We start from the raw sequence: 18,046 nt of genomic DNA, 5'->3' as shown, positions 1-18,046 counted from the left end.
CCCATGGAACAGACAATGGCGATGCGCGCCACCCACCAGCGTGGTGAGCAGCCGCGCTGGCCACTTACCATCGCTCAGGCGGGCATCTGGTTTGCCCAGCAAAAATACCCGCAGAGCCCTGCCTGCAATACCGGCGAGTACTGGCTGCTGGAGGGGGCGCTGGCTCCCCATCACTTCACCCGCGCGGTGCGCCAGACCATCGACGAGATCCCCGGTCTGCACTGCGCCTTTGTGGCCACCGCCGATGGCCCGCAAATGGTGGCCAACCCCGCCTGCTGGCAGCTTGCAGAGCGGGATCTGCGCAGCGAAGCCGACCCGCTCGCGGCCGCGCAGGCCGAGATGCGTGCGCAGCTGGCCGTTCCCTTCAATCTGGCCGGGGGGCCGCTGTTTGCCACTACCCTCTATCACCTTGGCGAGGGGCGGTGGGCCTGGTTTATCGCCGTGCACCATATCGCCATCGACGGCTTTGGCCTGAGTTTGCTCTGCCAGCGGGTGGTGAGCTGGTATGAGGCGCTTTGTGCGGGCGAACAGCCTGCCCCCTGCCGTTATGCGACTCAGCAGGAGTTGTTGGCCGAGGAGGCGGCCTATCAGGATTCGCCTCGCGCCGCGCGGGATCGCGATTTCTTAGTGCAGCAGCTGGCCGGGGTGGAGAACCCCGCGTCGCTCTCCCGCCGTCCGGCGCAAGGGCCAGGTCCCACTTATCGTTTCGAACAGCGGCTGGCAGGCCGCCAGTGGCAGGCATTGGTGGCACGGGCGAGTCGCTCGGCCTGTCACCCCTACAGCTTGCTGCTGGCGGCAGTGGCCAGCTATGTGCAGCGAATGAGCGGCGCTGGCGAGGTGGTGCTGGGTATTCCGCTGATGGGGCGGCTGGGCTCAGCGGCGGCCGATACCCCTTGCATGAAGGTCAATGTGGTGCCCCTGCGCATTGAGCTGAGCGGCACCAGCCGGGTAGGGGAGTTGCTGGCACAGGTTGAGCGGCAATTTACTGCCCTGCGTCGTCATCAGGGCTGCCGTCAGGAGTGGTTGCAACAGCGCCAGCCGGGCCAGCCGCTGTTTGGCCCTCAGGTCAATCTGATGCCCTTTGCCCGCACCCTCAGCTTTGGTGAAGGACACAACCAGGTGCGTGGCGAGGTGCAGGTGCTGGCGGCGGGGCCGGTGGAGGAGTGCGCCTTCTATTTTGCCGAGGAGGCAGGCGCGATGACCCTGACCCTCGAAACCCGTCAGGGGCGCTTCAGCCAACAGGAGAGTGAACGTCATCTTGCCCGGCTGCTGGCCTATCTGGCCGCCTGGAGTGAGGCGGATGACGAGGCCCTGGCGGTGCGTTTGCCGCTGCTGCTGCCCTGCGAGCAGGCTGAGCTGGCGCGCTGGAACCAAACCGACCATCCGTTGCCGACCACCACCCTGAGCGCACTGCTGGCCGAGGGGCTGGCGGCGGCAGATCAGAGCGCCATCGCGCTGGAGTGTGGCGCCGAGCGCTGGAGTGTGGACGAGTTGCGCCAGCGTACCCGCCAGCTAACCTGCTATCTGGCGGGGAGGGGCGTGGGCCCAGGTTGCCGGGTGGCGGTGGTGATCCCGCGCTCTCCCGAGCTTATTCTCGCCCAGCAGGCCATCATGGCGGTAGGTGCCGTCTACGTGCCCGTTGACCCGGACTATCCGGCGGAGCGGATCGGCTACATTCTCGCCAGCAGCGAGCCTGCGCTTGTGCTGACCAGCCATACGCTTCAGATGCCGCTCGACGTGGTCGCGCCACTTGTCTGCCTCGATGCCCCCGGTGTGGCAGAGCAGCTGGCGGCGGTAGAGTTGGCAACGACAGCACCTTGTGAGCTGCCAGCTCCCGGGCCGGAAGATGCGGCCTACATCATCTACACCTCCGGTTCGACCGGTCGGCCCAAAGGGGTAGTGGTGAGCCATGGTGCCATCGTCAACCGGCTGCTCTGGATGCAGCACATGTATCCCATCGGCCCGGCGGATCGGGTGCTGCAAAAGACCCCGGCCGGTTTCGATGTCTCCATCTGGGAGTTCTTCTGGCCCTTTATGACAGGTGCGCGGCTTGTGCTCGCCAAACCGGGTGGCCACAAGGATCCCGCCTACCTTGCCGAGCTGATTGAGCAGGCCGGGATCACCACCTTGCACTTTGTCCCCTCCATGCTGCAGATCTTTGTCACTCAGGCCGAGCCTGCGCGTTGCCGCGCCCTGCGCCAGGTATTCTGCTCCGGCGAGGCGCTGCCCGCGGATCTGGTGCAGCGCTGGTATGGGACATTCTCAGCCCCCCTGCACAACCTCTATGGCCCGACCGAGGCGGCGGTGGATGTCACCTGGTATCCCTGCCGGGCAGACGAGGCGGTGACCAGCGTGCCCATCGGCTATCCGGTCTGGAATACCTGCATCCACATTCTCGACCCCTGGTTGCAGCCTGTGCCGCCCGGTGTAGCGGGGGAGCTCTGGATTGGCGGCGTACAGGTGGCGGATGGCTACTTTGGTCAGCCCGAGCTCACTGCCGAGCGCTTTATTGCCAATCCCTTCGGGACGGGACGGCTCTATCGCAGCGGCGATCTGGCTGCCTGGCGCGAGGATGGCGCCATCGAGTATCTGGGGCGCCTCGATTTTCAGGTGAAGATCCGTGGCCAGCGCATCGAGCTGGAGGAGATCGAGCAGGTGCTGCTGCGCCACCCCCGGGTGGTGCAGGCGGTGGTGCTGGCCCCCGAATTTGCCCCCGGCGATCGCCGTCTGGTGGCCTATGTGGTAGCCGCAGATAGCAGAGATCTGACGCTGGCCGAGCTGGTACCCACCCTTGGCGCTTCCTTGCCTGACTACATGGTGCCGGGGCTCTTGGTAAACTTGGCCGAGCTGCCGCTTACCCCCAATGGCAAGCTGGATCGCAAGGGGTTGCCGCTGCCCGATATGGCGTTGGCGGTGGGTCAGGCGCTGCCGAAAACCCTGCTGGAGGAGCGGCTCTGTCGCCTCTTCGCCGAGATACTGGGGCTGGCGCGGGTCGGCGCCGACGATAACTTCTTTGCCCTCGGTGGTCACTCCCTGCTGGCGGCGCAGCTGGTGGTGCGCATTGAAGAGTCGACCGGACAGGCGCTCACTCTGGCCAGCCTGTTCGAAGCGCCGAGCCCTGCCCAGCTGGCGCGCCGTCTTGGCGGCGAACGGGAGGCAATGCCCATGCTGTTGCCCCTGCGAGCGTCCGGTGCGCAGGCGGGTACATCGGGCCCCACCCTCTTTTGCGTCCATCCCGCCGGCGGGCTCGGCTGGTGTTATGCGCCATTGGTGCCCCATCTGCCGACCGACATGGCCGTCTATGCCCTGCAGGCACGGGCGCTCTGCCAGCCGGATGCACCGCTGCCCGCCAGCTTTGACGAGCTGGCCCTCGACTATGTGACTGAGCTGCGTCGTCAGCAGAGCGAGGGGCCCTACTGGCTGCTCGGCTGGTCGCTCGGGGGCATGCTGGTGCACCGGATGGCCGCCATGTTGCAAGAGCAGGGACAGGAGGTGGCCATGGTGCTGCTGCTCGATGCCTACCCCTGTCAGCAGTGGCAGACCCAGCCGTTGCCCGACGAGCAGCGGATGCTCGATGCGCTGCTGCGGATGGGGGGGATTGCGGTTGCGGACGAGGCGCTCGATTCCCTTACTCGGGGCGACGTGGTGGCCAGGCTGGGAGCGGAGGGGAGTGCGCTGGCCATGCTCGACGAGCAGGTGGTGAGCGCCATGATTGAGCTGGTGGGCCACAACAACCGGCTGATCCGTCAGCCGGTCGACTACTGCTACCACGGGGAGGTGATCTTTATCGAGGCGTCAGCTTCCCGCCAGCCCTGGCTGGATGGACGTGGCTGGGAGCCGCTGACAAAAGGCGAAATCCGCTATGAGCGCTTCCCCTGCCTGCATCAGGAGATGGTGCATCCCGACTGGTTGGCGAAGATCGGCGCTTTTATTTGTGAGCGGGTCGATGGGGTCGGGCAACAACCGCACATCCGGCAGGAAGGGGATGCATGACCCCGGTTGCCGCCATCCGGGAAGCCTTGCAGGCGGGCAAGCTGGTGGGGCTGGGGGAGCCGCACTGGCACCCGGATTTTATCCGGCGCCAGCACGCCTGGCTGTGTGATCCGGCGCTCTGGGGAATCATGACCGATCTGGTGCTGGAGTGCGGCAACCGCCGCCATCAAGGCTTGCTCGATGCCTGGTTGGTGGGGGAGGAGAGCTGGCAGGGGGAGCCGCTGACGCTGGCACGGCTCTATCCGGTCTGGCTCGACTCCTGCGCCTTCCCCGCCTGGATGGCCCCCGAGTTTCCGGCCCTATTCGCTGCCCTGCGTCAGAGCAATCTGGCGCGCCCCGATCATGTGCGGCTGCGGGTGCATCTCTGCGAGCCCTCATTCGAGTGGCAGGAGATGAGCCCGGAGCGGTGGCAGCAACACAACAGGGGACGGGATCAGGCGCTGGCCGACGATCTTCTTGCACTTCCCGCCCGCGGCGTGGTGGTGCTGGCAGGGGCGCGTCATCTGCTCAAAGCCGCAGGGGATCCCCACTTTGCTCAGCCGACGCTGGGCCAGTTGCTGGAGGCAGCACGGCCGGGCTGGCTGCATGTCATTCACCCCTGGCCAATGGTTGCTGGGAAGGGAGATGAGGAAGAGGAGCGAGTGTGCGATCTGGCAGGGATTGCGACCGCCGATCTCTATCCCCACTGGCCGGTGCATCCGCCGCTGGAAACTCTTATCGACAGGTTGGTGCGCGTTGCTGACAGGGGGCGGGAGATGCGAATTTGCCCCACCTTGCTGGCCGAGTCCTGGCGTAGCCGCTTGTTGAGTCGCGCTCACCTGCTGCCAGTTGGCATGGCCCGCCAGCTGCAACAGTGGCTGGCGTAACTGCTGACTTGAGTAACTCAATGGGGGAGCAAGGCTCCCCTTTTTCACATTTTGCATCCTGCATTCAGCGCTGCAAAGTTGCACCATTTACGGCATACCTTGCAACTCATCGCCGAAAATTCAGCTCCTTCGCTACTTTAAAGAAGTTTCTACTGGTCTTACCTGAGTAAATCCCTTTGCTTTTTATTTAACAAGGTATTTACATCTAAGTGTCACCAGCATCGGTGACGCCTACAACGGCAAGGAGCCAGTTATGACCCATGTCGACATCCCTTTCCTTCGTTACCTCGATGCGGAAGGGTGCCCGGTCGCCACCTTACCGACCTGGCTGGACAAGGCGATACTGCACACCTTTTACCGCAATATGGTGATGGTGCGCAGCTATGACAAAAAAGCGATAGCGCTGCAACGAACCGGCAAACTCGGTACTTTTCCCTCCCATCTCGGCGCAGAAGCTGTGGGGATTGGCATTGGTCTCGCCATGCAGCCGCAGGATGTCTACGTCCCCTACTATCGGGACATGCCCACCCTCTATGTGCGGGGCGTACCGATGGAGAAAAACCTGCAATATTGGGGCGGTGACGAGCGGGGCAGTTATTTTCTCAAACCCGATGGGACTCCCTCTGAAGATCTCCCCATCTGCGTCCCCATCGCTACCCAGATCACCCACGCATGCGGTATTGCGTCTGCCTTCAAACTGCGTAATCAACCGCGCGTTGCCGTAGTCACCATCGGCGACGGTGGCACCTCCAAGGGGGATTTTCTGGAGGGGCTCAACTGCGCCGGTGTCTGGCACCTGCCGATGGTCATCATCGTCAACAACAACCAGTGGGCCATCTCGGTGCCACGCAAACTGCAATCGAGCGCTCCTACGCTGGCCCAGAAGGGGATTGGCGCCGGGGTGCGCAGTCTGCAGGTGGATGGCAATGATGTGGTGGCGGTCTACGATGCTGCCCGCAGTGCCGTCGAACGGGCCCGCAGCGGCAAGGGGCCGACCCTGATAGAAGCGGTCAGTTATCGTCTAGGCGATCACACCACGGCCGATGATGCCACTCGCTATCGCGACGGGGCCGAGGTCGAGGCCGCCTGGGCGAAAGAGCCGGTCAAGCGGCTGCGCCAGTTTATGCATAGCAAAGGGTGGTGGGATGAAGAGCAGGAGCAGAGCCTGCTGGCGGAAGCCACCCGAGAGGTGGAGCAAGCGGTCGCCCGTTATGAGGCGATGGCACCCCAGCCACCGGAGGCGATGCTCGATTATCACTACGCCAGCCTGCCCGCCGAACTCTTGCCCCAGCGCGAGCGAGTCATTGCCAAGGGGATGAAGCAGGAGGTTGGCCATGAGTGAGATCAGTTTGCTGGAAGCGGTCAACATGGCCCTTCACCACGAGATGGAGCACGACCCTGATGTGGTGGTACTCGGCGAGGATGTGGGAGTCAACGGCGGGGTGTTTCGCGCCACAGTGGGACTGCGCGATAAGTTCGGTTTCAAGCGGGTGATCGACACGCCGCTGGCCGAGGGATTGATCGCCGGGGTGGCGGTTGGCATGGCCACTCAGGGGCTCAAGCCGGTGGCTGAGTTCCAGTTTCAGGGTTTCATCTTCCCCGGGATGGAGCAGATCATCTGTCAGGCGGCGCGGATGCGAAACCGCACCCGTGGCCGCCTCTCCTGTCCCCTCGTCTATCGCTCCCCGTATGGCGCGGGCATCCATTCGCCGGAGCATCACAGCGAGAGTGTCGAGGCGCTGTTTGCCCATATTCCCGGGCTGCGGGTGGTGATCCCCTCCAGCCCGAGGCGTGCTTATGGCCTGCTGCTATCGGCCATCCGCGATCCGGATCCCGTGATGTTTTTCGAACCGGACCGCATTTATCGCTCGATGAAATCCGAGGTGGTGGATGACGGTGTCGGCCTGCCGCTGGATGTCTGCTTTACCCTGCGCCCGGGCCGGGATATCACGGTAGTGGCCTGGGGGGCCTGCATTCAGGAGGTGATGCGGGCGGCGAACCTGTTGGCCGAGCAGGATATCCAGTGTGAGGTGCTGGATCTGGCCACCATCAAGCCGCTGGATATGGAGACCATCCTCACCTCGGTACGCAAGACCGGCCGGTTGCTGGTGGTACACGAGGCGTGTGGCAGCTTCGGGGTCGGGGCCGAGATTGTGGCGCGGGTGACCGAGCAGGCACTCCCCAGCCTCAAGGCGCCGCCCAAACGGCTGACCGGCGTGGATGCAGCCGTTCCCTACTATCGCAACGAAGCGTATTACCTCATCACCGAGCAGGATATCGCAGATGCGGCTCATCAGCTGATGGAGAACCAGTGGCTATGAAATTTTTCAAATTACCGGATCTGGGTGAAGGGTTGGCCGAAGCCGAGATCGTCGAGTGGAAGGTGAGTGCCGGTGATACCGTTGCGGTCGATCAGGTGCTCTTGTCGGTGGAAACGGCCAAGGCGCTGGTGGATGTACCCTCTCCGGTAGCCGGGGTGATTGCCCGTCTCTGTGGCGCCGAGGGGGATATCCTCCATATCGGTGCGCCGCTGGTGGAGTTCGAGGGGGGCGAAGATGATGGCACCGTGGTGGGCAAGGTGAGCGCCCATCAGCAACATATCGAGGATCACTTCGTGGTGGGGGCCATTGCCCCGGGGGGATCGCTGGTGCAAGCCATGCCAGCCGTACGGTTATTGGCACAAAAACTGGGTCTGGATATCGACCGGATCAAGGGGAGTGGCAGCGGCGGCATGGTGACCGAGCTGGATGTGCAGCAGGCATTCGAGTCACAGCAGAGCAGTGGCAACGAATTCCTCAAAGGGTCACGGCGGGCCATGGCCAAGGCGATGGAGCTCTCTCATCAGACTGTGGTGCCGGTCAGCATCACCGATGAGGTGGATTTGCGTCACTGGAGCCCTGATGAGGATGTGACGGTGCGCCTTATCAAGGCCATTGGCGTGGCGTGCCGCGCCGAGCCCTCGATGAACGCCTGGTTTGATGGCGACACCCTTTCACGGCGTCTGTTCAAAGAGGTCAATGTAGCCATCGCGGTGGATTCAAAGCATGGCCTTTATGTGCCGGTGATGGAGAACGTGGCCGAGCGGGAGGGGGCGGATATCCGGCAGGGGCTGGATCGGATGATCGCCGATGTGAAGGCGCGCGCCGTGCCCCGCGAGATGTTGCAGGGGGCGACCATTACGCTCACCAACTTCGGCGCCATCGCAGGCCGCTATGCCAGCCCCATCGTCACGCCGCCGCAGGTGGCCATCATAGGGGCTGGCAAACTGTTCGAAAAAGTGGTGTTCATCCATGGTGAAGCGCGTCCCGTCAGGGCATTGCCGCTGTCGATGACATTTGACCACAGAGCCTGCACTGGCGGGGAGGCGGCTCGTTTTCTGAGAGCACTGGTGGAAGCGTTGGAAGCGGCCACCTTATAACGGTTTGTGCCCTGTCGTTGGCAGGGCACAAATTTGTTTGCGTAATCTACAAAGCCACGTATAATCCAAACCAGCTTGAAAGGGCGATAGTTATGTCAATGAATACGATGTTTCACATCTTGTCCTGTTGTTCATAAGTTAATCCCGTTTTTTGAGCTTTACCCGCTGAAAAGCATAAGTAATTATTTTGAATACAGGTTTAAAAGATATGTCTAACATGATCACCGGTACCGTTAAGTTTTTCAACGAAACCAAAGGTTTTGGCTTCATCCAGCAAGAAAACGGCCCGGACGTTTTCGTTCACTTCAGCGCCATTCAAGGTAACGGTTTCCGTACCCTGGCTGAAGGTCAGCGCGTACAGTTCTCTGTGACCCAAGGTCAGAAAGGCCCGCAGGCTGAGAACGTAACCGCTCTGTAATTCTTACAGAATTTAAGAAAGCCGTGGTACCTCTGGTGCCACGGCTTTTTGTTTATCTGGCTTCTGCTACTGACTCTCATGTGCTGAATCATGCTGCTATCGCTCTTGCTTGCTGCCACCTTGACTCCGACTTCAGATACGCCGGTACCGGTTCAATCCGCGATGGAAGCGCAGGTGATCTGCCAGCAATTTGTCCAGATCCGGATGGGCACTGCACAGCAACCTGATGAGGTGAATGCGCGACTGGTCCCTGAAAGGGAGGGGGAGTGGCTGGTGGATGGTAAAGTAAAAGGACCCGAAGGTCCTTTGCTGTTTGCCTGTCATCTTCACCAAGGGGAGCGCTGGGAGCTACTCAACTTTTCACTTTGGGCACCACAGCCGGTCAAAGCGGTTTGAGTGCAACCAGCAGATGTTGCAGGTGTTCAACCATGGTCATGCCAAACGGGGTGAGATAGCCGCCATCTTCTGCGCTGATGAGCCCCTGTTGGTGCAGACGGGCTGCCGCCTGGCACAACTCTTCAGACATATCGCTGCGTAATTTAATCCCTAGGCTCATGTTGGCCGGATCAAAGCATGCCAGTATTTTCAAATCGTTCACGAATTCGTTAGAAACCTGGTCGATCCCAATCATGGATTTACTCCTTACGCTAAAGATGTATGCAAACTAGCATCCCCGGATCCACTTTAGTGGGCGCTGGCTCAAATTATTGATCTTTGGCTGGATGCTGCGTTTCAAATGCTGTTTTTTTCGGCGTAATCAGATGGTTGGCTGACAGCTTCGCCAAGGGCCGAGCCGGACCAAACGTGGTAGGATAGGGGAATTCTTTATATCGGACGGTCCATTGGCGGCTGTTCGCCCAGTCCAAGGTATTGCTCATGGTCAAGATCACGCTGGTATCCCTGCTGCATTCACACACCGCCACTTTCCCTGTTTACCCAGTCTCCTTGCTGACCTCCTTGTTGGAGGGCCATGAGGGAGAGGTGTGGCTACCTGCCCGCAAGGGGGGCGACATTACCCATCTTCGCAAACATGCTAAAGGGGCTCGCGCCCGCGAGCTGGCAAATCTCGATGCCGGTTGGTGCGATTTTATATCTGGTCAGGAAGGGGCGACTGCGGAGCTGGATGCGCTGGCCAACTACGACACCGAGATGATGGACAACTTGCAGATGTACTGGCATAGCGCGGGCAAGATCAACAGCCCGATCACAGATAATTTGTTCGAACTTCGTCGCGAAGTGGTGGATGAGGCCCATGGCGAAAAGCTTGCCGCTCTCTGGGAGCAACAACAACAGCAGCGATTTGAGCAGTTGATGAAAAGTGCGGCTGACGGTCGGGATCAACTCTGTTTCGTCGAAGTAGAGTCTGCCTACTGGCTGCGACAGAAGTTGAGCGAGCAACCTGATGTAGAGCTGATCACCCCGACCTTTTAATCAGGTCTGGAAGGTGGGTGAGACGTTTTATTCGCCGCCCTGCTCTATCCTTATGAGCGTTGCTGTTTCCCCGACGGGAGTCAGGAGGCGGCAAGCTGGACAAGCTGACCACAAGATGTGAACATGGCGCCCTTTATCGAGAGAGAGACTTGGCCAATGAGCTATGAACTGAGCGATACCGAGCGCAATGCCGCGCTGCAACTGAACGCTGACTACCGTTACGATCACTTCATCAGCAAGCTGGTCGAGCATGAAGAGCTGTTCGTCCTGACTGACGAGCATGGCGTCATGATGCTGACCACCGACGATGAAGATTGCATCCCGGTATGGCCGCACCCGGAGTACGCCAAGGCGTGGGCCGAAGGCGAGTGGGCCGATTGCAAACCACAGTCCATCACCCTCAAGGTGTGGCTGGAGCGGTGGATTGACGGCATGGAGCAGGACGAGCTGTGTGTTGCCGTGTTCCCGACCCCGGATCAGGAAGGCATCGTACTGGAGCCGGCTGACGTGGCTGACGCCATTGCCGAGAAGCAGGCCAAACGCGGCTGATCACCGAGCTATTCGCAACACCGGTTGCCAACAAAGACCCCGCTATCTGGCGGGGTCTTTGTTTTAGGTCTGTTTGCCAAACGAGTTGTGGCTATCAGGGCTGGCGATAGGTGGTGTCGATGATGGGCTCGGCCGGGAAAGTCTTGCCACTCTTGATGGCTGCCCTGGTCTCGGATTTTAGCTCTTCATCGATCCACAGCAGACCGCCATAGCTGTAACCGCTGTTGTCGCCACCGAGTGGCCAATAGAGCTGCTCGCTCTTGGGCGTTGCTGGTACTTTTGGCAGTTTGATCCAGCGCCATGCCCCTTCCCGGGTGTAGGGCACCTGATACGCAGGCACGAAGCTGGCCAGCTCATAGAGCCGCTGCTGGATCTGCCGTGACAGGGCCGCTTTTTTGGCAAAGTCGAACTCCTTGTCATACTGCTCCACCAAGGCTGTGATGGCGTCGTCATCGATGTTCATGATGTTGTTGGTCTGGGGCTTGTTGGCGTTGACCTTGTGGAAGAACTCCCAATAGGCGGGATAGCGGCTACCCGCCCAGGCCATCCAGGCGCTCTGGTGCTTTTTCTCCAGCATCGATTTGAAACCGGCCGATGCATCCATCAGGTTGAGCTCCAGATTAAGCCCCGCCTTTTTGGCCTCTTCCCGCAGCAGTGTGAGCCGCTGGGCGTGCTCTGCGGTGGTGTAGGTGATGGCGAGGGTCAGTGACTGCCCCTTGTCGTTTTGAAAAATCCCCTGCGGCCCCACTTTGTTAAAGCCTGCCTTGGAAAAGTATTCCCGTGCCAGTTTGGGAGCGAACGGACGGGCCTTGATCTCGCTGTTGGTAAACTCCCCCTGACCTGAGCCATAGCTGTTGAGGCGTTGGTAATCCCCCCGCAGCAGGGTAGCGAGCATTCTGTCGAAATTGAGGGCATGCTGGATGCCGAGGCGAACATCGAGATTGCGCAGCAGCGGATCGGCGGTGTTGAGATAGAGCCCCATCGGCGGTTGCGGGGTCTGGTTGTAGAACCAGCGCCGCTCGATATACCCCTTCTCGAACTCGGCGGTGTTGGTCTTGTCGTGCCACCAGTTGGGGATCACCAGCGGGAAGCTGTCGAGATCGCCGCGCAGGAAGTGCTGCCAGGCGATGTTCAGATCCCTGAGCACCTTGATCTCGATCCGCGCAGGATTGAAGCGATGCTGGAAGTAGCGCTCGTCATCCCCCCACCAGTTTTCAATCCGCTTGAAGGTGACCGATTTGCCCTTTTTCACCTGATCGATCTGATAGGGACCGGTGACCGGCAACACCTTCCAGTTGTACTCCTTGACCCAGTTGGCGGTGAGCTTGATGGCATGGCTCGGCTCCGGGCTGATGGGCAGCGATTCGAGCAGATCCTGGCGGCTCTTTTCGGTGCCGCTGGTGATAGCCAGGGTGTGATCATCAAACTTGGTGATGTCTGCTATCTGGGTGCTGTAGTAGTTGTTGTACCAGGGGTCGTTGATCTCCTTGCTGCGCATCATCTTGAGGGTAAAGAGCCAGTCATCGGCGGTGACCGGCTGGCCGTCTGACCAGCGCGCTTTGGGATTGATGCGAAAATAGAGGGTCTTGTTGTCGGCGCCGAAGGCCCACTCGTTTGCCAGCATTGGCATGGGGTTGCCGGTGACGGGATGAGTGCTCAGCAGTGGCAGGTTGGTTTCCCGCACGTAACCGGCAAAGCCGCCGTTGGAGTCGGGGCCATATTTGCGCAGGGTCAGGGGGAAGCTGGTCATAAAGGTGCGAAAGGTGCCGCCGCGTTTGGCGGCCGGATCGGCATAGAGAGGGTCCTGGTTGTTGCTCTCCCACTTCAAGTCAGCGGGCAGTGTGGCACTCCAGCCAAACGGGCTCCAGCACAGGGTCAGGGTGATGGCGGTGGCGCGAATGATAGGGGGGAGGCGGCGCCCCCCGGCGGTGATGGTCGATGGCATGTCCTTGCTCTCCTGAAGTCTGCTTCCTGCAGATCACACACTGGTGATGTCAGTCCCGATGGGGACTGGCTCATCATGAAAATTTTATCCTGTCAGGTCAATGAAATAGCGTAAATGGGCAGGCGCTCATCATGTCGCTCTCTGTGGTTTGAACCAGCGCAGTCGGCTACCCAGCAGATGGACCACAAAGCCGAGCAGCACCAGAGCTGAGCCCAGCCACTGCAAGGGTGTTGGATGTTCATCGAGCAGCAGCGCTGCCGTGACCATGCCGACACAGGGGATCAGCAGGGAGAGCGGTGCCACCTGCGCCACCGGATAGCGCATCAGCAGTCGTCCCCACAGGCCGTAACCCAGCCAGGTCGCGACATACGAGAGATAGAGCACGCACAGCAATCCCTGCCAGCTGAAGTCGCGCAGGCTGCTGGCCATCAGCTCCGGCCCTTCGAACAGCCAGGAGAGGGCGAAAAATGGCAGGATGGGCACCAGACCGCCCCAGGCGATCAGGCTCGGCAGCGTGGTCTGGTAGCGCAGACCAATCTGGCGATTGATGACGTTGCCAAGGCCCCAACAGGCGGCGGCACACAGCGTCAGGATAAACCCGAGCAAGGTCAGGTTGCCTTCACCGTGAGTGGCGATGAGATAGAGGCCGAATCCCGCCAAGGGCAGCGCCACCCAGTGGTGGGATTGCCAGCGCTCCCCCAGCCAGATCATTGCAAAAAGCAGGGTGAACACCACCTGGGATTGCAGCACCAGCGAGGCCATACCTGCGGGCATGCCGAATTTCATGGCACTGAACAAAAATGCGAATTGACCGAGGCTGATGGCGCCGCCATAGGCCAGCAGCCAGCGCCAGGGCATGGCGGGTTTGGGTACCAGCAAGATGGCGGGGAAGACCACGCCGATAAAGCGCAGCGCACCCAGCAGCAGTGGGGGGATCCCCTCCAGCCCCCACTTGATGGCCACGAAGTTAAGCCCCCAGCAGAGGATGACCAGAGCGGCCAGAAACTTGTCTTTGGTGTGCATGCGGTGTCCTTCGGTCTGTGGCCTCTGCCATGAGAGGCCAAAAGAGGACGAGCATACCCCCGCCAGGGTGGGCGCCGTCAAGCCGACCGGCGGGGGAGCAACCCGGCAACGGGGGCCAGGTGCGATTCAGGCAGAGACGCAGTGCACTGTGATGCCGCGTGCGGCCAGGGTGGCCCGCATGGGGGCGGGCAGGGCATCGTCGGTAACCAGCACGTTGATCTGGCCCGGCGCGCCAAGCTGGCTCGGGTGGATGGCGCCAAATTTGCTGCTGTCGGTGATCACCACATTGGTCATCCCCTTGGCCAGCACGCTGTTGACCACGTCGGCCCGCATCATATCGCGGCCGGTGAAACCCATCTCGGGATGAAAACCGTCGACCCCGATAAAGGCCTTGGAGAAGTGCACCTGCTCGATGCAGAGGCGCGTGAGCGGCCCCACCACGCTCTCGCTCTGATGCTGGAACAGCCCGCCGAGCAGCACCACCTGAGCCGGGGTATCTTTGAGCAGATGGGCGATATAGCTGCTGATGGTGATGATGGTGACCCGTTTGTGCAGGGCCAGATGGCGCGCCAGCATGGCGTTGGCACTGCCCCCTTCGATAAAGACCGTTTCGCCATCTTCCACCAGCTGGGCGGCCCGCTCGGCGAGGCGCTCCTTGAGCAGGTAGTTGATGTTCATCCGGGCATCGGGGTCATCGGTCTCCAGCGCCATGGCCGAGCCGTGTACCCGTCTGAGCAGTCCCTGTTTCTCCAGCGCGGTGAGGTCGTTGCGCACCGTCACCTCAGACACACCTGTGTGTCGGGAGAGTTCACTCACGCTCATCTTGCGAGCCTGATGGACCAGAGTGAGGATCAGTTGGTGGCGTGGATTCATGGTGCGCTCGCATGCAAGGTGGTGGATAGCGGAAAGCCACCCGAGGGTGGCTTGCCAATCATATGACGTCACAGGCGCCATGGGGAGCGCCCCGTCAGAGACTGTGCTCGGTGCGGGCGATGATATCATCTTGCGCATCCGGGGATAAGGCGGTGAAGAAGGCTGAATAGCCCGCCACCCGTACCACCAGATCCCGGTATTGATCCGGATTGGCCTTGGCTGCCAGCAGGGTTTCCCGCGAGACGATGTTGTACTGCACGTGCCACCCCTTGTGCACCTCGAAGAAGGTGCGCAGCAGGCTCATCAGCTTGGCCTTGTCCCGCTCGTTCTCAAGGCTCGCCGGACTCAGCTTCTGGTTGAGCAGCACCCCGCCGAGGATGGCCGCCGTGGGCAGCTTGCCGATGGAGTTGAACACCGCCGTCGGGCCGAGACGATCCGAACCCGACGAGGGGCTGGCCCCTTCCGCCAGCGGCGTGCGGGCGTGGCGGCCATCCGGGGTGGCCATGGTGGCGGCACCGAAGGGGACGTTGGCCGAGATGGAGGAGGTGCCGGCATAGTAGGTGCCGCCGATGGGGCCACGGCCGAAGCGGGAGTTGTGCAGCCCCTTGAGCTCGTCGATGTAGCTCTGGTAAGCCTGCACCAGCAGCAGGTCAACCTCGTCCAGATCGTTGCCATATTTGGGGGCTGCATTGGTGAGGCGCTGGCGCAGCTGCTCCCCCTCCAGTCCTGAAAAATCTTGCTCGAGTGCTTCGGCCAGCTCTTGCTGATCCACTATCCCCTGTTCGAACACCAGTTTCTTCAGGGCAGCCAGACTGTTGCCGAGGTTGGCGATCCCCACCTGCAGACCTGAGACCCAGTCATAGACGGCGCCCCCCTCCTTGATGGTCTTGCCGCGCTCGATGCAGTCATCCACCAGGGCGCTGCAGAGGATGTCGTGGGCCTGAGCCTCCAGCACGCTGTCGACCACGCAGTCGATCTCGATGGATTTGCGGGTGAAGTAGCGCACCTGTTCGTCCCAGCGGGCCATCACCTCGTCAAAGTTGCCAAAGCTCCCGTCTCGCAGCGACTGGGGCTGGGGCAGGAATACCTTGCCGGTGGTGGCATCGCGGCCGCCATCAAGGGAGGCCAGCAGGATGCGGGCGAAGTTGATAAAGCTCATGCCGGTGCAGCGATAGCCCCACTTGCCGGGCACGGCGGTCTCGATGCAACCGATGGCGGCGTAGTGGTGGGCATCCTCCACGCTCACCCCGAGCTTGATGAACTCGGGGATCACCACCTCGTCGTTGTTGAAGGCGGGCATGCCAAAGCCGCAGCGGATCACCTGAATGCAGGCGTCGAGGAAATCCTCGCTCATCCCGGCATGGTAGCGCACCGAGAGGTTGGGCTGGGTGGATCTCAGCTGGCCGCAGGACTCCAGAATCGCGTAGGAGAGGCCGTTGACCGCGTCATGGGCACTGCCATCCCGCCAGTTCTGGCCGCCGATGGTGACGTTTTGATAGAGCGGGCTGCCGGCGGATGCCTTGGAGTGGGTGCCGGAGCGGATCTTGTTCACCTCTAGCAACTTGAGCCAGCACCCTTGCAGCAGCTCGATGGCGCGCGTCCGAGGCAGGGATTCCGACAATTCCACCTCGCGGCGATACCAGGGGTAGAGGTACTGATCCATCCGGCCAAACGACACCGAGTGACCGTTGGATTCGATCTGCAGGATGAGCTGGATAAAGTAGCAGAGCTGCAGCGCCTGCCAGAAGGTCTCGGGGGGCTGGTGGGCGATGTGGGCGCAGTTGAGCGCGATGGTCTCAAGCTCGTTTCGGCGCTCGGGGCGCGGCTCTTGCGCGGCCATGTCACGGGCAAGGGCGGCGTAGCGCCCGATATGAGCGCTGACCGCATCCAGGGTGATGGCGACGGCGTGCAGGAACTGCTCGCGCTGCAGATCGGCCCAATCCGCCAAATCCAGCCGACTGCGGCGCTCGGCCACCTTGGCCTTGAAGCCATCGAGCCCCAGCGTGAGCAGCTCCTCATAGTTGACCGCGAGGTGGGCATCCCCCGAGGTCATGTTGCCCTCGGCCTTGATGATGCCGCTCTCCAGCAGCGCTTTCTGCTCGTCGGTAAAGAGGCCGAAGCAGCGATCCTGCACCGTCTGGCCGCGCCAGAAGGGGGTGAGGGCGTGTATGATCGCCTTGTCGGTTTCGCTGACTGCAAAACCGGCGCCGGGGCGATCTGCCAGCTCGTCGACCTCCTTCTCAATCCAGCTCACCGTGTATTCGGGAAAGAGCGGCGCCGCCCGTACCTGACTGGCCTGATTGCCGACGATCAGCTCGTCGTGCTTGATCCAGATGGTGCGTTCCTTGAGGTGATGGGCCAGAGCCAGGGCGCGGCGCACCGGCAGCGGCCGGGCGAGATGAGTCTGATAGGCCTCGGTATAGTGGCGGGCCCGCTCGGTACAGACCGGCGGCTGAACGATGTGGATCAGGCTCTCTTTGTGGGCGCGGATCCGCGGGCTCAGGGTATTGAGGTCGAGCTGGGTCATGATCTTATCCTCTGGTCACAGGGGTCAGCCCCTGACGTTGGGCGTATGCATGGGCAAAGTGGAGTAAATCGGGGTCGTCAAACGGTGTCTCAGGCGCCTGATAGGGCAGATCCAGCAGGGCATATTTGCCCATCCCCAGCGTGTGGTAGGGGAGGAAGTGGATCTCCTGCACCGTGCCGAGGCTGGCAGCGGTGTCGGTGATGGCTTCGATCGATGCGTGGTCGGCATTGAAGCCGGGAATGAGTGGCACCCGGATCTGCATCGGCACGCCGCGCTCGGCGAGGCGCTTGAGGTTCGCGATGGGCAACTCCACCTTGCCGCGGGTCCAGTGGAAGAAACGTTCTTTATCCACGTGTTTGAGGTCCGCCAGCAGCAGATCCAGTGAGGGAAGGCTTTGCTCAATCTGGTGCCAGGGCACATGCAGGCAGCTCTCGACCGCGGTGTGCAGCCCTTCGGCCTTGCAGCGGGCCAGCAGGTTGGCAGCAAATTCGGGCTGCATAAACGGTTCGCCACCTGAGAGGGTGACGCCACCGCCGCTGCGCTCGAAGAAGGGGCGATCCCGCAAGATGGTGTCCATCAGGGTATCCAGGGTTTCATCGCGGCCGCACACCTGCAGCGCTTCGCTTGGGCAGAGGCCGCGCAGCCGTTCCATATCATCGGCCTTGAGGGCAGAACGGCTGAGCTGGATGCCCTCGCTGTCACGCAAGATTGCCGGACAAGCCTGGCTGCAGAGCTGGCATCCCTCGATGCACTGGCGCCGGTCGAGTAGTATGTCCGGCTTGGGAGAGCGGCTTTCCGGGTTTTGACACCAGCGACAGGCCAGCGAGCACCCCTTGAGAAACACCAGGGTGCGAATGCCGGGGCCATCGTGAGTTGAATATCGTTGCAGGTCGAAAATCATACCGCCTCCTTTTGTATTTGCATTCTATTTTCTTTCATTCGAAAGTTGATTTGATTTCGATCAAGCTGTTTGCAGATGTTTTCTCGCTAGAATGGCGACATA

Annotated in this window: 16 protein-coding genes; 9 read left to right on the top strand and 7 right to left on the bottom strand. The window is 61.3% G+C overall.

What is annotated here, in order from left to right; all coding sequences use genetic code 11:
• Positions 1–3 precede the first annotated feature (3 nt).
• The 7 genes from G5195_RS00585 to G5195_RS00555 all read left to right on the top strand — a co-directional run bounded on the left by G5195_RS00585 (position 4) and on the right by G5195_RS00555 (position 9,091).
• Complete coding sequence (locus tag G5195_RS00585; RefSeq protein WP_421235715.1) at positions 4–3,993, top strand: amino acid adenylation domain-containing protein; 3,990 nt, start codon at positions 4–6, stop codon at positions 3,991–3,993.
• Positions 3,990–4,859 (top strand): hypothetical protein, encoded by an 870-nt coding sequence (locus tag G5195_RS00580; RefSeq protein ID WP_421235714.1) that lies wholly within the window; start codon positions 3,990–3,992, stop codon positions 4,857–4,859. Before G5195_RS00585 ends, G5195_RS00580 begins: the two co-directional genes overlap by 4 nt.
• A 253-nt stretch (positions 4,860–5,112) precedes the next feature.
• Complete coding sequence (gene pdhA, locus G5195_RS00575) at positions 5,113–6,201, top strand: pyruvate dehydrogenase (acetyl-transferring) E1 component subunit alpha (RefSeq protein ID WP_064338306.1); 1,089 nt, start codon at positions 5,113–5,115, stop codon at positions 6,199–6,201.
• Positions 6,194–7,180 carry an alpha-ketoacid dehydrogenase subunit beta gene (locus tag G5195_RS00570; RefSeq protein WP_421221476.1) on the top strand — a complete coding sequence of 329 codons (987 nt, stop codon included), beginning with the start codon at positions 6,194–6,196 and terminating at the stop codon, positions 7,178–7,180. The genes pdhA and G5195_RS00570 overlap by 8 nt, the downstream gene beginning before the upstream one ends.
• Positions 7,177–8,277, top strand: coding sequence for a dihydrolipoamide acetyltransferase family protein (locus tag G5195_RS00565; RefSeq protein WP_421221477.1), 1,101 nt, complete (start codon positions 7,177–7,179; stop codon positions 8,275–8,277). The genes G5195_RS00570 and G5195_RS00565 overlap by 4 nt, the downstream gene beginning before the upstream one ends.
• Before the next feature lie 208 nt (positions 8,278–8,485).
• On the top strand, positions 8,486–8,695 hold the full coding sequence (locus tag G5195_RS00560; RefSeq protein WP_005302803.1) for a cold-shock protein: 210 nt from the start codon (positions 8,486–8,488) through the stop codon (positions 8,693–8,695).
• Between the two features lie 90 nt (positions 8,696–8,785).
• Positions 8,786–9,091, top strand: coding sequence for a hypothetical protein (locus tag G5195_RS00555; protein WP_421173091.1), 306 nt, complete (start codon positions 8,786–8,788; stop codon positions 9,089–9,091).
• On the opposite strand, the gene G5195_RS00550 is transcribed toward G5195_RS00555, so the two are convergent.
• Positions 9,078–9,326 carry a TIGR02647 family protein gene (locus G5195_RS00550; protein WP_005334209.1) on the bottom strand — a complete coding sequence of 83 codons (249 nt, stop codon included), beginning with the start codon at positions 9,324–9,326 and terminating at the stop codon, positions 9,078–9,080. The two genes, G5195_RS00555 and G5195_RS00550, sit on opposite strands and share 14 nt — an antisense overlap.
• A gap of 73 nt (positions 9,327–9,399) precedes the next feature.
• Complete coding sequence (locus G5195_RS00545) at positions 9,400–9,573, bottom strand: hypothetical protein (RefSeq protein ID WP_227340851.1); 174 nt, start codon at positions 9,571–9,573, stop codon at positions 9,400–9,402.
• On the opposite strand from G5195_RS00545, the gene G5195_RS00540 reads away from it, so the two are divergent.
• Together G5195_RS00540 and G5195_RS00535 are read left to right on the top strand one after the other, a co-directional pair.
• Complete coding sequence (locus G5195_RS00540; protein ID WP_227340850.1) at positions 9,572–10,126, top strand: hypothetical protein; 555 nt, start codon at positions 9,572–9,574, stop codon at positions 10,124–10,126. The two genes, G5195_RS00545 and G5195_RS00540, sit on opposite strands and share 2 nt — an antisense overlap.
• A 156-nt stretch (positions 10,127–10,282) precedes the next feature.
• On the top strand, positions 10,283–10,675 hold the full coding sequence (locus G5195_RS00535) for a DUF2750 domain-containing protein (RefSeq protein ID WP_227340849.1): 393 nt from the start codon (positions 10,283–10,285) through the stop codon (positions 10,673–10,675).
• Between the two features lie 94 nt (positions 10,676–10,769).
• Here the strand turns inward: G5195_RS00535 and G5195_RS00530 are convergent, their stop codons facing one another.
• From G5195_RS00530 to G5195_RS00510, 5 genes are all read right to left on the bottom strand, one after another.
• Positions 10,770–12,620 carry an extracellular solute-binding protein gene (locus tag G5195_RS00530; RefSeq protein ID WP_216979081.1) on the bottom strand — a complete coding sequence of 617 codons (1,851 nt, stop codon included), beginning with the start codon at positions 12,618–12,620 and terminating at the stop codon, positions 10,770–10,772.
• Between the two features lie 129 nt (positions 12,621–12,749).
• Positions 12,750–13,643 carry an EamA family transporter gene (locus tag G5195_RS00525; protein ID WP_216954125.1) on the bottom strand — a complete coding sequence of 298 codons (894 nt, stop codon included), beginning with the start codon at positions 13,641–13,643 and terminating at the stop codon, positions 12,750–12,752.
• A 126-nt stretch (positions 13,644–13,769) separates the two neighbouring features.
• On the bottom strand, positions 13,770–14,516 hold the full coding sequence (locus G5195_RS00520; protein ID WP_216954124.1) for a DNA-binding transcriptional regulator YciT: 747 nt from the start codon (positions 14,514–14,516) through the stop codon (positions 13,770–13,772).
• A 94-nt stretch (positions 14,517–14,610) separates the two neighbouring features.
• Positions 14,611–17,043 (bottom strand): formate C-acetyltransferase/glycerol dehydratase family glycyl radical enzyme, encoded by a 2,433-nt coding sequence (locus tag G5195_RS00515; RefSeq protein ID WP_421235713.1) that lies wholly within the window; start codon positions 17,041–17,043, stop codon positions 14,611–14,613.
• A gap of 4 nt (positions 17,044–17,047) precedes the next feature.
• Positions 17,048–17,944, bottom strand: a complete 897-nt coding sequence (locus tag G5195_RS00510; RefSeq protein ID WP_216954122.1) for a glycyl-radical enzyme activating protein — start codon at positions 17,942–17,944, stop codon at positions 17,048–17,050.
• Between the last annotated feature and the right edge of the window lie 102 nt (positions 17,945–18,046).

The organism is Aeromonas sp. 601039, from assembly GCF_049174415.1.
Lineage (GTDB): Bacteria > Pseudomonadota > Gammaproteobacteria > Enterobacterales > Aeromonadaceae > Aeromonas > Aeromonas veronii_A.
The sequence above is the reverse complement of the archived record's forward strand: the minus strand, read 5'-3'. Positions and strand labels throughout refer to the sequence as shown.

Coding starts and splice junctions, on each gene's coding strand:
- G5195_RS00555 (WP_421173091.1), top strand. CDS start 8,786: ATGCTGCTATCGCTCTTGCTTGCTGCCACCTTGACTCCGACTTCAGAT.
- G5195_RS00570 (WP_421221476.1), top strand. CDS start 6,194: ATGAGTGAGATCAGTTTGCTGGAAGCGGTCAACATGGCCCTTCACCAC.
- G5195_RS00530 (WP_216979081.1), bottom strand. CDS start 12,620: ATGCCATCGACCATCACCGCCGGGGGGCGCCGCCTCCCCCCTATCATT.
- pdhA (WP_064338306.1), top strand. CDS start 5,113: ATGACCCATGTCGACATCCCTTTCCTTCGTTACCTCGATGCGGAAGGG.
- G5195_RS00580 (WP_421235714.1), top strand. CDS start 3,990: ATGACCCCGGTTGCCGCCATCCGGGAAGCCTTGCAGGCGGGCAAGCTG.
- G5195_RS00545 (WP_227340851.1), bottom strand. CDS start 9,573: ATGAGCAATACCTTGGACTGGGCGAACAGCCGCCAATGGACCGTCCGA.
- G5195_RS00525 (WP_216954125.1), bottom strand. CDS start 13,643: ATGCACACCAAAGACAAGTTTCTGGCCGCTCTGGTCATCCTCTGCTGG.
- G5195_RS00515 (WP_421235713.1), bottom strand. CDS start 17,043: ATGACCCAGCTCGACCTCAATACCCTGAGCCCGCGGATCCGCGCCCAC.
- G5195_RS00565 (WP_421221477.1), top strand. CDS start 7,177: ATGAAATTTTTCAAATTACCGGATCTGGGTGAAGGGTTGGCCGAAGCC.
- G5195_RS00540 (WP_227340850.1), top strand. CDS start 9,572: ATGGTCAAGATCACGCTGGTATCCCTGCTGCATTCACACACCGCCACT.
- G5195_RS00550 (WP_005334209.1), bottom strand. CDS start 9,326: ATGATTGGGATCGACCAGGTTTCTAACGAATTCGTGAACGATTTGAAA.
- G5195_RS00510 (WP_216954122.1), bottom strand. CDS start 17,944: ATGATTTTCGACCTGCAACGATATTCAACTCACGATGGCCCCGGCATT.
- G5195_RS00585 (WP_421235715.1), top strand. CDS start 4: ATGGAACAGACAATGGCGATGCGCGCCACCCACCAGCGTGGTGAGCAG.
- G5195_RS00535 (WP_227340849.1), top strand. CDS start 10,283: ATGAGCTATGAACTGAGCGATACCGAGCGCAATGCCGCGCTGCAACTG.
- G5195_RS00560 (WP_005302803.1), top strand. CDS start 8,486: ATGTCTAACATGATCACCGGTACCGTTAAGTTTTTCAACGAAACCAAA.
- G5195_RS00520 (WP_216954124.1), bottom strand. CDS start 14,516: ATGAATCCACGCCACCAACTGATCCTCACTCTGGTCCATCAGGCTCGC.